The sequence below is a fragment of the Streptomyces sp. NPDC102467 genome (assembly GCF_044765445.1).
In the GTDB taxonomy this organism is placed as follows: Bacteria; Actinomycetota; Actinomycetes; order Streptomycetales; family Streptomycetaceae; genus Streptomyces.
In genome coordinates this window covers 526,944-541,974 of record NZ_JBIWKA010000002.1, presented here as the reverse complement: position 1 = coordinate 541,974, position 15,031 = coordinate 526,944, and the positions used below count along the sequence as shown (strand labels likewise).

The 15,031-nt window shown below is 70.3% G+C and carries 10 protein-coding genes; 7 read left to right on the top strand and 3 right to left on the bottom strand.

Annotated features, from left to right (window positions below):
* Positions 1 to 20: 20 nt before the first annotated feature.
* Complete coding sequence (locus ACIREE_RS05640; RefSeq protein ID WP_404146660.1) at positions 21 to 1,034, bottom strand: LacI family DNA-binding transcriptional regulator; 1,014 nt, start codon at positions 1,032 to 1,034, stop codon at positions 21 to 23.
* A gap of 194 nt (positions 1,035 to 1,228) precedes the next feature.
* Here ACIREE_RS05640 and ACIREE_RS05635 point away from each other — a divergent pair, with 194 nt between their 5' ends.
* From ACIREE_RS05635 to ACIREE_RS05615, 5 genes are all read left to right on the top strand, one after another.
* Positions 1,229 to 3,841 (top strand): PA14 domain-containing protein, encoded by a 2,613-nt coding sequence (locus ACIREE_RS05635; protein ID WP_404146657.1) that lies wholly within the window; start codon positions 1,229 to 1,231, stop codon positions 3,839 to 3,841.
* An 88-nt stretch (positions 3,842 to 3,929) separates the two neighbouring features.
* Positions 3,930 to 6,335 carry an RICIN domain-containing protein gene (locus tag ACIREE_RS05630; RefSeq protein ID WP_404146654.1) on the top strand — a complete coding sequence of 802 codons (2,406 nt, stop codon included), beginning with the start codon at positions 3,930 to 3,932 and terminating at the stop codon, positions 6,333 to 6,335.
* Between the two features lie 107 nt (positions 6,336 to 6,442).
* Complete coding sequence (locus ACIREE_RS05625) at positions 6,443 to 8,779, top strand: GH92 family glycosyl hydrolase (protein WP_404146652.1); 2,337 nt, start codon at positions 6,443 to 6,445, stop codon at positions 8,777 to 8,779.
* A gap of 156 nt (positions 8,780 to 8,935) precedes the next feature.
* The gene (locus ACIREE_RS05620; protein ID WP_404146649.1) at positions 8,936 to 10,315 is read left to right on the top strand and encodes a wax ester/triacylglycerol synthase family O-acyltransferase; all 1,380 of its coding nucleotides are present in this window, start codon (positions 8,936 to 8,938) and stop codon (positions 10,313 to 10,315) included.
* A 104-nt stretch (positions 10,316 to 10,419) separates the two neighbouring features.
* The gene (locus ACIREE_RS05615; protein ID WP_404146646.1) at positions 10,420 to 11,925 is read left to right on the top strand and encodes an SDR family NAD(P)-dependent oxidoreductase; all 1,506 of its coding nucleotides are present in this window, start codon (positions 10,420 to 10,422) and stop codon (positions 11,923 to 11,925) included.
* Here the strand turns inward: ACIREE_RS05615 and ACIREE_RS05610 are convergent.
* Both ACIREE_RS05610 and ACIREE_RS05605 read right to left on the bottom strand, forming a co-directional pair.
* Entirely contained in the window at positions 11,904 to 12,737 is an 834-nt protein-coding gene (locus ACIREE_RS05610) for an SDR family oxidoreductase (RefSeq protein ID WP_404146643.1), read from the bottom strand. The two genes, ACIREE_RS05615 and ACIREE_RS05610, sit on opposite strands and share 22 nt — an antisense overlap.
* A gap of 98 nt (positions 12,738 to 12,835) precedes the next feature.
* The gene (locus tag ACIREE_RS05605; protein ID WP_404146640.1) at positions 12,836 to 13,408 is read right to left on the bottom strand and encodes an HD domain-containing protein; all 573 of its coding nucleotides are present in this window, start codon (positions 13,406 to 13,408) and stop codon (positions 12,836 to 12,838) included.
* Positions 13,409 to 13,665: 257 nt separating this feature from the next.
* On the opposite strand from ACIREE_RS05605, the gene ACIREE_RS05600 reads away from it, so the two are divergent.
* Positions 13,666 to 14,445 (top strand): DUF4142 domain-containing protein, encoded by a 780-nt coding sequence (locus ACIREE_RS05600; RefSeq protein ID WP_404146637.1) that lies wholly within the window; start codon positions 13,666 to 13,668, stop codon positions 14,443 to 14,445.
* A 354-nt stretch (positions 14,446 to 14,799) separates the two neighbouring features.
* Complete coding sequence (locus ACIREE_RS05595; RefSeq protein ID WP_255978286.1) at positions 14,800 to 14,973, top strand: hypothetical protein; 174 nt, start codon at positions 14,800 to 14,802, stop codon at positions 14,971 to 14,973.
* Positions 14,974 to 15,031 lie beyond the last annotated feature (58 nt).

The following is a 15,031-nucleotide window of genomic DNA, read 5'->3' as shown; positions in this document are numbered from 1 at the left end:
GGTCCAAAACGGCCGAACGGTCAGCGGCGGCCGAGGGTGCTTTCCCGCTCGATCAGCCGGTAGGCGGCGCTCAGTTCACGTCCGGAGCGATGCTCCGGATGGTCCAGGCGGCGCAGCAGGGACTCCACCGCGAGCCGGGCGATGGCCTGCTTGTCCGGGGACATCGTGGTCAGCGTGACCGCACCGAACCGCCCCTCCGCGATGTCGTCGAAGCCGACCACCGCCACGTCCCACGGAACCCTCAGGCCCCGCTCGTGCAGGACCCGCATCGCACCGATCGCGACCAGGTCGTTGTACGCGAACACGGCGTCGGGACGCACCCCCGAGTCCAGCATCCGCGCCATCGCCTCGGCGCCGTCCCCCCGGTCCCAGCCGCCGGTCGCCCCCACCTGCGTGTCCGGCGCCGGCAGGCCCGCTTCGAGCAACTCCGCACGCCAGCCCGCGAGTCGCAGATGTGCGGGCTGGTTCGCCGAATCGGTGCGTTCGCCCAGGTAGGCGATCCGGGTGCGGCCCCGCCCGAGCAGATGGCGCACGGCGGTGCGGGCCGCCGAGACGTTGTCGATGGCGATGTGGTCGTAGGGCAGGTCGTACTCGCGCTCGCCGAGCAGCACCAGCGGCACATCGTCGTCCCGGCCGCGCAGATCCTCCGCCTCCAGCTCCAGCGGGCTGAGGATGAGACCGTCGATCACCCGGGCCCTGAACCCCTGGCTGACCAGGACCTCCTGCTCGCGCTCGCCCCGGGTGTGGTCGAGCAGCACCGTGACATCGTGCTCGGCGGCCGCGTCGATCACGGCGCCCGCGAGCTCCGCGAAGTACGGATTGCCGAGTTCCGGAACGGCGAGCGCGATGATCCCCGTACGACCTTTGCGCAGGTTGCGGGCGGTCAGGTTCGGGCGGTACCCGAGCTCGTCGATGGCCAGCTGGACGCGGGCGCGCATCTGCGGGGTGACGTGCTGATAGTTGTTCACCACGTTCGACACGGTCTTGATCGAGACGCCCGCGCGCTCCGCGACATCCTTGAGGCTCACCCGCACGGAATCTCCTTCGGCTCGGCGCACCCGCTCACCGGGTGCGCTCGTCATGCCCCTGGACAGCACGCCGGAATGCGTGCTGTCATGCCAACTGCCGTTCCTTCCAACGTTGTACAGACGAGTTGTACCGACTAGAGCGGCGAGCCGCCACCCTTCCTCGACGTGTTCCACCGGACGCGTCCAGCACTGGAGGATCCGTGCGCACCAGAACCCTCAGACGACATGGCCGACATCTGGCCCCGCTGCTCACCGCGGCACTCGGCTTCACCGCACTCACCGTGGCGCCCACCGCCACGGCCGCGGACGAGCCGGTCGTGCCGCATGGGCTCAAGGGCGAGTACTACACCCAATCCGCCCCGGGAGCCTTCGACTTCGACAAGTTGAAGGCCACCGGCTTCGACCCCCAGATCGACTTCGGCAGCCTGGACTCCCGGCTCCAGTCGGCGACCGGCAGCGCCGACGACGCGAACGTCCGCTGGACCGGAAAGCTGGTCCCGGAGAAGACCGGCCTGACAACGTTTTCCGTCACCGGCGACAACGGCTTCCGGCTCTGGGTCGACGACAAGCTCGTGATCGACCACTGGGTCGACGACTGGGACAAGGAACAGACGTCCCAGGCAGTCCAGTTGACCGCGGGACAGGCGGTCAACTTCAAGGTCGAGTACTTCGAGCACTACGGCGGGTCCAACCTGCACGTGCGCTGGACCGAGCCGGGCGAGAAGAAGGAAGCGATCCCTTCCTCGGCCTTCCGGGTCCCCGACGACTGGGCGTACGACGGTGCCATCGGCACCACCGTGCTCGGCGACGGCCGCACCCTCAAGCTCGACTTCGCGCAGAAGCTCGGCGCCGTCGCGGGCGACGTCAACGACCACCTGACCGCCGTGATCGGCGGCGCGAAGTGGCCGCTCAAGAGCGTCAAGGCCGACCCGAAGGACCCGCGGGCGCTGCTCGTGAACCTGACGGAGCCCGTCGTCGGGAACAAGGACGGCGACGCTCCGGGCCTCGCCGACGTGAACTACGACGGCAAGGGCGGCCTGGCTGGCAGCGACGGGACGGCCGTGGGGTCGTTCTGGTCCAGCGGCCCGAACCACTCCACGTATCAGCTGAGCACCAAGTGGGGTGACGACGTCACTCCCAAGAACGCCCACCGCGAGTATCCGCGGCCTCAGCTGACCCGCTCGGACTGGCAGAACCTGAACGGCAGTTGGGAGTTCGCCGGCGCCAAGTCGGGCGACCCGGTGCCGGTCGGCAAGAAGCTCGCCGAGAAGATCCTCGTGCCCTACCCGGTCGAGTCCCAGCTCTCCGGGATCGAGCGGCACGAGGACCGCATGTGGTACCGCCGCACCTTCACGGTTCCCAAGAACTGGAAGGTCGGAAAGGACCAGCACCTCCAGCTGAACTTCGGCGCCGTCGACTGGCAGTCCGAGGTCTACGTCAACGGCAAGAAGGTCGCCGATCACAAGGGCGGCTACGACAAGTTCAGCGCCGACATCACCGACGCGCTGAAGCCGGGCCGCACCCAGGAACTGATCGTCGGCGTCTATGACCCGACGGACGCCGCGAACGGCGAGAACCCGCCGATGGGCAAGCAGCGCCTCGACCCCAGCGGCATCTGGTACACCCCGTCGTCGGGCATCTGGCAGACGGTGTGGATGGAGCCGGTCGCCAAGGACAGCGTCACCGACCTGAAGCTGACGCCGAACGTCAAGGACAGCAACGTGGCCGTCGAGACCACGGGCGTGCGGGCCGGACTCCCGGTCCAGGCCACGGCGTACGCGGGCAAGCGCAAGGTCGGCACCGTCTCCGGCGTCTCCGGCAAGCCGCTCACCCTGAAGATCAGCAAGCCGCACCTGTGGACCCCGGACGACCCGTTCCTCTACGACCTCAAGGTGAGCGTCGGCAAGGACCGCGTCGGCAGCTACTTCGGGATGCGCTCCATCGCCGTCGAGCAGGTGAACGGCACCCCGCGCACCGTCCTCAACGGCAAGCCCACCTTCATGATGGCCACTCTCGACCAGGGCTTCTGGCCGGACGGTCTGCACACCGCACCCAGCGACGAGGCGCTCGCCTACGACCTGAAGATGCACAAGCAGATGGGCTTCAACTCCGTCCGCAAGCACATCAAGGTCGAACCCGACCGCTGGTTCTACTGGGCCGACAAGCTCGGCCTGATGGTGTGGCAGGACATGCCGGCGATGACGGCCGGGGTGAACCCCTCCACCGCCGCCCGCGCCGAGTTCGAGCGCGAGATGAAGATCATGATCGACCAGCACTCCAACCACCCGTCGGTCGTCATGTGGGTCACCCTCAACGAGGGCTGGGGCCAGTACGACGAGGCGCGCCTCGCCGACCAGGCCAAGTCCTGGGACCCGACCCGCCTGATCAACTCGATGTCCGGGATCAACCTGGGCCGGGACGGCGGCACCGGCGACATCCTCGACGAACACGGCTATCCGAGCCCGGCACTGCCACCGAACCCCGACGGCAAGCGGGCCCTGGTCGCGGGCGAGTACGGCGGACTCGGCCTCGCCGTGCCAGGCCACGCGTGGTCGGTCCAGCAGTCCTACGTCGACGTCGACCCGGCGACGTACACGGACGACTACCTCACCAAGCTCGACGAGGTGCACAAGCTCGCCTGCAAGGGCGGCAACGGCGCCGTCTACACGCAGATCACCGACGTGGAAGGTGAGCTGAACGGCCTGATCACCTACGACCGCAGGGTCGTCAAGCCGGACGTGAAGACCGTGCACGACGCCCAGCAGGCGCTGATCAAGGACGCCTCGCAGGCGACCGTGGCCAACTGCGCCTGATCCGCACGACCCCAGGGGTGGGCCCGACGCCGGGCCCACCCCTTCTTTTCTCTCACAGCTCCAACCACCCACGTGAAGGAGCAAGTCGATGACCGTGACACGACGTGGCGTACTGCAGACCGGCACCGTGGCCGCCGCCGCGGTGCTCGGCGGCACGGCCGGCACCGCGAGAGCGACTGCGGCCCCCGCCGCGACCGCCGCCGCCGCCGACGCCTACACCCGCCTCCCCGTCGGCAGCATCACCGCCCGGGGCTGGCTCGCCGGACAGCTCAAGCTCCAGCTGGCGGGGCTCTGCGGCCGCTACGAGGACACGTCCCACTTCCTGACCATGGACACCAGCGGCTGGGTCCACCCCGAGCTCGGCGGATGGGAGGAACTCCCGTACTGGCTCAGGGGTTTCGTGCCACTCGCCATCGCCACCCGGGACGCGGAGGCGCTCGCCACCAGCAAGCGCTGGATCGACGCGATCCTCGCCACGCAGGAGGCGGACGGCTTCTTCGGCCCGCGCGCCCTGCGCACCTCGCTGAACGGCGGCCCCGACTTCTGGCCGTTCCTGCCGCTCCTCATGGCCCTGCGCACATACGAGGAGTACACGCACGACGACCGCGTCGTGCCCTTCCTCACCCGCTTCCTGACCTTCATGGAAGCCCAGGGCAAGGGCGCCTTCGACAGCAGCTGGGTCTCCGTGCGCTGGGGCGACGGCATCGACACCGCGCGCTGGCTGCACGAGCGCACCGGCGACGCGTTCCTCGCGAGCCTCGTCGAGAAGATGCACCACTACGGCGCCGACTGGACCGGCGCGCTGCCCACCCCGCACAACGTGAACATCGCCCAGGGCTTCCGCGAACCCGCCCAGTACGCGCAATGGGCGACCAGTGGCGCCGAGGACCTGGTGCGGGCCACGTACCGCACGTACGACCAGGTCCTCGCCGAGTACGGACAGTTCCCCGGTGGCGGCATCGCGGGCGACGAGAACTACCGGCCCGGGTTCGGCGACCCGCGCCAGGGCTTCGAGACCTGCGGCATCGTCGAGTTCATGGCCAGCCACGAGCTGCTCACCCGTACCACCGGTGACCCGTTGTGGGCCGACCGCTGCGAGGACCTGGCCTTCAACATGCTGCCCGCGTCCCTCGACCCGCAGGGCAAGGGCATCCACTACATCACCAGCGCCAACAGCGTGGACCTCGACAATTCCCGTAAAACAGACGGGCAGTTCCAGAACGGGTTCGCCATGCAGTCGTTCCAGCCGGGCGTCGACCAGTACCGCTGCTGCCCGCACAACTACGGCATGGGCTGGCCCTACTTCACCGAGGAACTGTGGCTGGCCACCCCGGACGGCGGACTCGCGGCCGCCCTGTACGCCGCGTGCGAGGTGCGGACCACGGTCGGCGCCGACGCCGTGCCCGTGACCGTACGGGAGGAGACGGACTACCCGTTCGACGAGACCATCACGCTGACCGTGCACGTGGACCGGTCCGTCGACTTCCCGCTGCGGCTGCGGATCCCCGGCTGGTGCGCGAAGCCTCGCCTCGCCGTCAACGGCCGTACTGTGCAGGCGAGTCCGGGTCCGTCGTTCGCCGAGATCCGCCGCGCCTGGCGGGACGGCGACACCGTCACCCTGCGCCTGCCCCAGCGCACCACCCTGCGCACCTGGAGCGGCAACCACGACAGCGTCAGCGTCGACCACGGGCCGCTCACCTACTCCCTGAAGATCGCCGAGAAGTACGTGCGCACCGGCGGCGACGACACCTTCCCCGAGTACGACGTGCACGCCGCTTCCCCCTGGAACTACGGTCTGGTGCCCGGCAGTTCACCCACGCTGCGACGCCGGTCCGGGCCGCTGCCCGCCAACCCGTTCACCCTCGACGGCACGCCCGTCACGCTCGACGCGCGGGCCCGCCGTCTGCCCGAGTGGGTCGCGGACGACGAACACGTCGTGGCGCCGCTCCAGGCCGGCCCGGCCCGCAGCCGCGCGGGCGTCGAGACGGTCACGCTGGTCCCCATGGGCGCGGCACGCCTGCGCATCACGTCCTTCCCCACGGCGGCGCCCGGCGGCCGTGCCTGGACGCCGGAAGCCGCGTACCGGCGCATCGAGAACAAGCACAGCGGCAAGGTCCTCGCCGTCGACTCCATGTCCACCGACAACGACGCGCGGGTCGTGCAGTTCGACAACTCGGGCACCGGCGACCACGCCTGGCAGCTGCTCGACGCGGGCGACGGCAAGCTGCGTATCCGCAACGGACAGAGTGGTAAGTGCCTGGCCGTGGCGGGTAGTTCAACAGAAGACAGTGCCCGCGTCGTCCAGTACGAGGACAACGGACGGGCCGACCTGCTGTGGACCCGTGTCGACCGGGGCGACGGCTGGTTCCTGCTGCGCAACGAGCACAGCGGCAAGGTGCTCGGCGTGGACGGGATGTCCACGGCGAACAGTGCCCAAGTGGTGCAGTTCACCGACAACGGGACGGAGGACCACCTGTGGCGTCTGACATCTTGACGGGCCCGTGGGACGGACGAAGAATGAGCGCGCTTACTGACAACGTTGTCGAAAGGCGCACGATGACCAGGCGCACGACCGCAGGGCCTACGACGAGAAGGCTGACGATGGGAAGACGCACCCGCCGGGCGCTGGGCGTGCTGGGAGCCGCCGCGCTGCTCGGCACCGGACTCGCGACGCCGATGGCGCAGGCCGCGTCCTCCGCGTCGGGGAAGCTGACCGATCTGGTCAATCCGTTCATCGGCACCGAGAACGAGGGCAACACCTACCCCGGTGCGGCCGTCCCGTTCGGCATGGTGCAGTTCTCACCGGACACCGGCCACAACACCGGCTACGACTACTCCGAGAACCACATCCGTGGCTTCTCCACCGTCCATATCTCCGGTGTCGGCTGCGGCCTCGGCGGTGACCTGCCGGTGCTGCCCACGACCGGCGACGTCACCAGTACCGACAACGCGAAGTACGCCGCCGAGTTCAGCCACGACGACGAGACGGCGTCGCCCGGCTACTACAAGGTCGGCCTGAAGACGGGCATCGGCGCCGAGCTGAGCGCCACCAAGCGCACCGGCGTCCAGCGCTACACCTTCCCGGCCACCGACAAGGCGAACGTCCTGATCAACGCGGGCCAGTCGCTGCACAAGTCGCTGCACACCAAGGTCGAGATCCTCGACAACCGCACGGTGCGCACCGCGATCACGGGCAGCGGCTTCTGCCAGGACACCAAGCCGTACACGGTCTACACGATCACGAAGTTCGACCGCCCCTTCACCACGTCCGGCACCTGGAAGGGCGACACGGTCACCGCCGGCTCGAAGTCCTCGGCCGCGGACGCCGAGCGCAACGGCGCCTACGTGCGGTTCGACACCAGCAAGGACCGCACCGTCGAGGCGACCACCGCCATCTCCTACGTGGACGCCAAGGGCGCCGACCTCAACCTCCGTGCGGAGGGCGGCCGTTCCTTCGACAAGGTGCACCGCGCCGCGACGGCCGCGTGGGAGGACCGACTCGGCGACGTGCGCGCGCAGGGCGGCAGCGACACCGTGCGCCGCACCTTCTACTCCTCGCTGTACCGCTCGTTCCTCGCGCCGAACGTCGGCAGCGACGTCGACGGGCGCTACACCGGCTGGGACCAGAAGACCCACCGCGCGAAGGGGTACACCTACTACCAGAACTGGTCCCTCTGGGACACCTACCGCACCCAGGCGCAGCTGCTCTCGCTGCTCGCGCCGAGCGAGTCGCGGGACATGGCGCTGTCGGTCATCCAGATCGACAAGGACAGCGGCTGGCTGCCCAAGTGGGGCTACGGCACGGTCGAGACCAACATCATGACGGGTGACCCCGTCACCCCGTTCCTCACCAACGCCTACCAGCAGGGGCTGTTGAAGGGGCATGAGGAGGACGCGTACCGCGCGCTGAAGAAGAACGCCGACGGTGTGCCGCCGGCCGACTCCGCGCCGGTGGGCCGCGAGGCCAACAAGGAGTACCTCGCCAACGGGTTCGCGCCGTACATCAAGGACCGGGCGCACGTGAAGCCCGGTGACTCGGACTACGACCACGGGGCCTCGGCCACCCTGGAGTACGCCCTCTCCGACGCCATGCTCGGCCAGATGGCCAAGGACCTCGGGCACAAGGCCGACGCGAAGCGGTACGCCGAGCGGGCCCAGAACTACCGGAAGATCTTCGACAGTTCGACCGGGTTCTTCCGTGCGCGCGACGCCTCCGGTGCTTTCACCGGGCCCGCGGATCCCGCGCAGAGCGAAGGGTTCCACGAGGGCACGTCCTGGCAGTACCAGTGGCTGGTGCCGCAGGACCTGTCCGGCATGGTCTCGCTGATCGGCGGCACGGACGCGGCGAACAAGCGCCTCGACTCGTTCTTCGCCTACGACCAGCTGGTCGCCGACCCCGCGAAGACCGCCCGCGAGGTGTGGGTCAACGGGCCGTACGACTACTACAACGCGGACAAGTACAACCCGCAGAACGAGCCCGACCTGATCGCGCCCTACACGTACCTGTCGACCGGGCAGCCGTGGAAGTCCACCGACGTGGTGCACGCCGCGCTGACCCTGTTCACCGACGCCCCGACGGGCATGACCGGCAACGACGACCTGGGCACCATGTCCGCCTGGAACGTCCTGTCGTCCATCGGTATCTTCCCGGTGCAGCCCGGCACCGACACGTGGGGTCTGTCGACGCCCGTCTTCGAGCGGGTCGATCTCACCCTCGACCGTCGCTACTACCCGCACGGGAAGCTGACCGTGAAGGCGCCGGGCACGTCCGACTCCGTCCGGTACATCCAGTCGGCCAGGGCGGACGGGGCCGCGTACGGCAAGACGTACCTGACCACCGAGGATCTGCGCGGCCTGCGGAACCTGACCTACAAGGTGGGCAGCGAGCCGTCGCAGTGGGGGACCGGGGCCGACGCGGCGCCGCCCGTGCTGAAGTGACGTAACAGACAGGTCGCCTGAGTCGCCTGAGACCCGCCTCTCCCAGAGGGGCGGGTCTTCATCAGTTGTTAACTCAGCGTGCCGTGATCGTACTTGACCGTAATCGACCGATGGCGCTTGACTGCGACTTCCCCGTTGTCGACGCGAGAGCACTCCATGACAGCCAAGAGCTCGGACCTGCTCGCACCACTCGACCTTGCGTTCTGGAACATCGAGACCACCGAACACCCCATGCACCTGGGCGCGTTGGGAGTCTTCGAAGCAGAGAAACCCGGCGCCGCCCGGCACGCGTACGAGCTGCTGGCCGCGCGCGCCGCCGGGGTGCCGGGCCTGCGCATGCGGATAGCCGGGGTGCTGCTGCCGGTCGGCGGCGCCGCCCGGGTGCCCGTCGCCGAGTTCGACCCGCTCGACCACGTGCGGCTCGCGGAACCCGTGGACGACGGTGACTTCCACGCCGCCGCCGGCGCGCTCATGGGGCGGCCACTGGACCGGGACCGGCCGCCGTGGGAGGCGCATGTGCTGCCCGCGAAGGACGGCTCGTCGTTCGCCGTGCTCTTCAAGTTCCACCACGCGCTCGCCGACGGGCTGCACGCGCTGCGGCTGGCCGTCGCCGTCATGGACCCCATGGACCTGCCCGTCCTGCGGGCGCCGAAGGAGGAGCCCGCGCCGCGCCGCGGCCTCCGGCTCCCGTTCCCGTTCCCGGGACTGCGGGAGATCACCCTCGGCGACCTCGACCCGCGGCGCTACCCCGACCACGCGCGCTCCCTGGTGAGAAGCACCACACAGGCCGTCGCGATCGGCGCCTCCGTGGCGCGCGCCACCTGGGATGTGCGGACCTCGCCCGCACTGGTCTCCCGGCCGAGCGGCGGCCGTCGTACCGCGGGCGTCGTGCTCGACCTGGACGACGTGCACCGGATCCGTAAAACGGTCGGCGGCACCGTCAACGACGTGCTCATCGCGGTGGTCGCCGGTGCCGTGCGGCGCTGGCTCGACGAGCGCGGCGACAGCAGCGAGGGCGTCGCACCGCGCGCGCTGATCCCCGTCTCGCGGCGCCGCCCGCGCACCGCCCACCCGCAGGGCAACCGGCTCTCCGGCTACCTCGTGCGGCTGCCGGTCGACGAGGCCGACCCCGTGGAGCGGCTGCGCGTCGTGCGGGCCGCCATGGACCGGCGCAAGGACCGCGGACCGAACCGGGGAGCGGGCGCCGTCGCGCTGCTCGCGGACCACGTACCGGCCCTCGGGCATCGGCTCAGCGGCTCTCTCGTCGGGCAGAACGCGCGGCTGCTCTTCGATCTGCTGGTCACCAGCGTGCCGCTGCCCAGCCTGGGCCTGCGGCTCGGCGGCTGCCCGCTCACCGAGGTCTTCCCGCTCGCCCCGCTCGCCCAGGGACAGTCCCTCGCCGTGGCCGTCTCCACGTATCGCGGGCACGTCCACTACGGTCTGGTGGCCGACGCCGAGGCCGTTCCCGACCTCGATGCACTGGCCCGCGCGGTGACCGAGGAGCTGGGCTCGCTCAGCGCCGCCTGCGCTCCATGATCGGAACGGGTTTGGAGACTGGGGCCGCCGCTCCGTAAAATTCGGCTCTCGACAGCTCGTGCGGTTCGCGCGCGACGCGGGAGACCTCAGGAACGGCAGCGGCGATGACGGTGACAGACGACAACCAGGCCCCGGGGGCCCCTGACTTTTCCGGGGTGCTCCACGGCCCCGGCATCGACCCCGACCGGCTCGCCGTCTGCCTCAGCGTGCTGGACGAGCTCGACAAGATCGACGTGGACCACCCCGACGCGATCGCGGTCCGGCGCGCCACCGCCGGCATCTACCGGACCGTGAAGCAGCGCCGCCGCCAGGATCGCCGCGCCGCCAAGACCGCCCACGACAAGGCCGTCACCGAGGCGACCGCGACGGGCTCCGCGCAGCGCATCGACGACGAGACCGAGGGCTTGCTGCCCTCGTCGGGGACCGAGGAGGGCCGGGTCGCGGGGATACTCCAGCGCCCGCGCTCCTGCTACACCTGCAAGGCCCGGTACGTGGAAGTCGACTACTTCTACCACCAGCTCTGTCCCGACTGCGCGCGCGTGAACCGGGCCAAGCGCGACGCCCGCGCCGACCTCACCGGCAAGCGCGCCCTGCTCACCGGCGGCCGCGCCAAGATCGGCATGTACATCGCGCTGCGGCTGCTGCGCGACGGCGCGCACACGACGATCACGACGCGTTTCCCCAAGGACGCCATCCGCCGTTTCAAGGCGATGGAGGACTCGGCGCAGTGGATGGACCGCCTGGAGGTCGTCGGCATCGACCTGCGCGACCCGGCGCAGGCCGTCGCGCTCGCCGAGCAGGTCGCAGCGCAGGGCCCGCTCGACATTCTCATCAACAACGCGACGCAGACCGTGCGCCGGCTGCCCTCCGCCTACGCGGCCCTGGTCGACGGCGAGAGCGCGCCGCTGCCCGCGGGGGAACTGCCCGTCCACTCCGTCATCGGCGCCTTCAACTCCGGCGCGGTCGACGGCATCGCCGCGCTGCCCATCGGCACCAGCGGCCTCGACGCGCAGAAGGTCGCGGACCTCGCGCTCGTCGCGGGCAACGCCAGCGTCGCCCGGCACCTGGACGGCACCGCCATCGACGCGGGCGGCCTCGTCCCCGACGTCGTCGACTCCAACACCTGGGTGCAGACCATCGAGCAGATCTCCCCCGTGGAGCTCCTCGAGACCCAGCTGTGCAACTACACCTCGCCGTTCATCCTGATCAGCGCCCTGCGCCCGGCGATGGCCGACGCCGCGAAGAAGGCGTCGAGCGGCCGTTCCTACGTCGTCAACGTCTCGGCGATGGAGGGCGTCTTCGGCCGCGGCTACAAGGGCGCGGGCCACCCGAACACGAACGCGGCCAAGGCCGCGATGAACATGGTCACGCGGACCAGCGCCCAGGAGATGTTCCAGACCGACGGCATCCTCATGACCTCGGTCGACACCGGCTGGATCACCGACGAGCGCCCGCACTACGACAAGCTGCGCCTCGCCGAGGAGGGCTTCCACGCCCCGCTCGACCTGATCGACGGCGCCGCCCGCGTCTACGACCCGGTCGTGCGCGGCGAGTCCGGCGACGATGTGTACGGCGTCTTCCTGAAGGACTACGAACCCGGCAAGTGGTAGCGGAGCCGGTTCTGCACGGCCGGCGCGTCGCCTGTGGGTGAGGCGGCGCGCACCCGTGTGCCGCCGTCCACCAGCAGGTCCGCGCCGGTGATCCACGACGCCTCGTCCGACACCAGCCAGCGCACCGCCCGCGCGACGTCCTCGGGCTCACCGATGCGGCCGGTGGGCAGCGCGGCCGCCACGGACTCCTCGGCCCGCTCCCACACGAAGCGCGCCATCTCGGTGCGGACCAGGCCCGGGGAGACCGAGTTGACCCGCACCAACGGGCCCAGTTCACCGGCCAGTTGAGCCGTCAGATGCAGCAGGGCCGCCTTGCTCGTGCCGTACGCCCCCACGTTCGGGCCGACATGGGCGGCGCCCTCCGTGCAGACGGTGACGACGGCGCCGCCGTGCTCGCCCATCCACGCCCGCCACGCGCACTGCACCAGGCGCAGCGGCGCCTCGACGTTCACCGTGAAGGCGGCGCGCCATGCGTCCGGTTCGGCCTCCATGAGGGGCCCGTACGGTTGGTTCGTCGCGGCGTTGTTCACGACGATGTCGACCCGTCCGTACGCGGCCATCGTCCGTTCCGTCACTTCCCACAGGTGCGCCGGGTCGGCGACGGAACCCGCCACGCCCACCGCGTCCGCGCCCTGCGCGCGCAGCGCCGCGACCGTCTCCCGGACGCCCTCGGTGTCCCGTGCCGTCACGCACAACGCGGCCCCGGCGCGAGCCAGTTCCTCGGCGATCGCCCGGCCGATACCGCGCGAGGCGCCGGTCACGACGGCCGCTCTGCCGTCGAGGGCGCGCGGAGCACAGGGGGGCGAAGTCATGCGCGTACGGTCTCATGAGCCGGTAGGGCCTGACGATGCGTCAACCGTGCCCTGTTCGTGGATGGTTGGTGGGCCCGTCGTGCAGGCGAGGGTCGCTGTCAGTGGCTGTACACGGTGGTGGGGCGGCTGCCCGCCGCCACCAGTTCGAGCACCGGGCGCCAGTCCTCCAGCACCCCGGCCTCCAGGCCCACCACCTTGCCCGCGTCGTCCGCCTGGCGCAGTGCCACGGCGTCCTCGGCCAGGGGATCGGCCTCGAACGCGGCGACCTCCTGCGGCGTCATCGGGCCGCCCTGTACGGCGAGGGTCAGCGCGCTCTGCGCCGACAGGCCCCGGCCGGGCTCGACCGCGGTGAGATAGCGCTTGGCCGGAACGTGCAGCCGCACAAGGCACGCCACCCGTTCACCGAGCAGCCCGCGCACCGCGTCCGCGGCCCGCTCCGCGTGCCCGGCGTCGTCCCCCGGACACAGCAGATGTCCGAGGTCGTGCACCAGGCCCGCGACCTGCAACTCCTTGTCGCTGGGACGGCCGCGCCGCAGCAGCGCCGCGGTCTGCAGCGCGTGATCGTGCAGATCGACGGGATCACCACTGCGGTCGGGGGTGTCCCACGCACCCCGGCAGGCGCCCAGCGCCGCCATCAGCTCCTCGACGGTGCGCAGCTCGACGCGTTCCATGGTCGACTCCTCCCGAAAGCTCCTGCGCTGCCTGTCCGGAAGGAGACCATGGGGACCGGGCCGGTAACTGACGGGCCGGTCAACGGGACGTTAACGCTCGATCCCCCGTAGCGGACGGCAGCGGCGCGTACACACCGTGACCGAGCGGCGCGATCCGCGCGAGGAACTGAACACGACGGGCGCCACGCCCGTATCTTCCCGTACCACCAAGTAGCTCGTCGCACAGGCGAGTTGACGTAGGTCACCGGGAGGACCGCTTGCGTCGCGTCAACGGCACCACTCTCATCCTCGCCGCCCTGGTCGCCACCCTCGGAGCACTCGCGTTCCCGATCTGGTCGTACGCCGACCGGTCGGGAACCGGCCAGGCCAACCTGAACGCGGGCACCGTGGCCACCCAGTGGGGCCCGCTGTCGGCGACGGACCGGGACTTCCTCGTCAAGGTCAGGCTCGCCGGGCTCTGGGAGATACCGGCAGGACAGCAGGCCATGGAGCGCGCCCCGACCCAGGCGATCAGGAACGCGGGGGACCACCTCGTCGTCGGGCACACCGACCTCGACCAGCGGGTGCGCTCGGTGGCCGCGAAGCTCGGGGTGGAGCTCCCGAACCAGCCGAATCCGCAGCAGCAGGGCTGGTTGAACGAGATGTCCGCGGCGAGCGGCAAGGACTACGAGAACAAGTTCGCCAATCTGCTGCGCGACTCGCACGGCAAGGTGTTCGCCCTCATCGCCCAGGTCCGGCACACCACCCGTAACTCACTTGTACGAGAGCTGGCCACCGACGCCAATCAGACGGTCCTCGACCACATCACCATGCTGGAGAACACCGGTGACGTGGACTTCGACGGCATCGCCGACGAGGCGGCGGGCAGCGCGAGCGTCAGCCCGTCGGGCCCGCCCCCGCCGAACGGTCAGCTCCCGCCCGCGCCCGCCCCTGCTCAGCCCACGGGTTCGCCGGACGCCACGTCGCGCCCCTCGGCGGATCCGACCGAAGACCCGGGCCGCACCATCAACACGGACCGGCCCGCGCCGACCTCGTGAGGGGACCTGGCGGAGTGCGCCCGGAGGCCGGAAATCGGGTCGCGTCCCGCCGGGTCCGCGTGGCTGAATGAACACCTGGCGACCACCGACAGGCGTACGGGTTTCAGCCCCATCGAGCGGGCCCGCGCTCATTTGGTTACTCTGTAGCCGGACGGTTACCGCAAGTGGGTCCCACCCGTACCCATGGTGCCGTCCGGGGAGAGGCCGCACACCACGGCCGATCCCACCAGCGACAACCGGCGCCACCGCGCCCGAACTGGCCCTCTACTCAAGCCCGATCGGGCGTCCGGTGCCCCGTGCGACGCTGGGGCCGGTCACGCCGGAGCGGGTTACCCGACACACAAGGAGTGCGCGGTGACACCAGAGAAGACGAATCGCGAACAGCGCCCGAAGGAACGTACGGAGCGGGCCGGCCGGAGGCCGGAGAAGCTCGGCAGCCTCGACGTCTGGGCCCGGTCGGCCCCGATCCGCCTCGCCGGGTACGAGGACGATCTCGCCGAACCGCACATCCTGCCCAGCGTCGACTGAGCCTCAGGCTCCGACTTCGACCGTTCGCCCGCATCCCTCCATGGTGAGGGGTGCGGGC

Excerpts from the sequence above, each read along its gene's own strand:
- ACIREE_RS05630 (WP_404146654.1), top strand. The coding sequence starts at position 3,930 with ATGACCGTGACACGACGTGGCGTACTGCAGACCGGCACCGTGGCCGCC.
- ACIREE_RS05625 (WP_404146652.1), top strand. The coding sequence starts at position 6,443 with ATGGGAAGACGCACCCGCCGGGCGCTGGGCGTGCTGGGAGCCGCCGCG.
- ACIREE_RS05620 (WP_404146649.1), top strand. The coding sequence starts at position 8,936 with ATGACAGCCAAGAGCTCGGACCTGCTCGCACCACTCGACCTTGCGTTC.
- ACIREE_RS05615 (WP_404146646.1), top strand. The coding sequence starts at position 10,420 with ATGACGGTGACAGACGACAACCAGGCCCCGGGGGCCCCTGACTTTTCC.
- ACIREE_RS05610 (WP_404146643.1), bottom strand. The coding sequence starts at position 12,737 with ATGACTTCGCCCCCCTGTGCTCCGCGCGCCCTCGACGGCAGAGCGGCC.
- ACIREE_RS05605 (WP_404146640.1), bottom strand. The coding sequence starts at position 13,408 with ATGGAACGCGTCGAGCTGCGCACCGTCGAGGAGCTGATGGCGGCGCTG.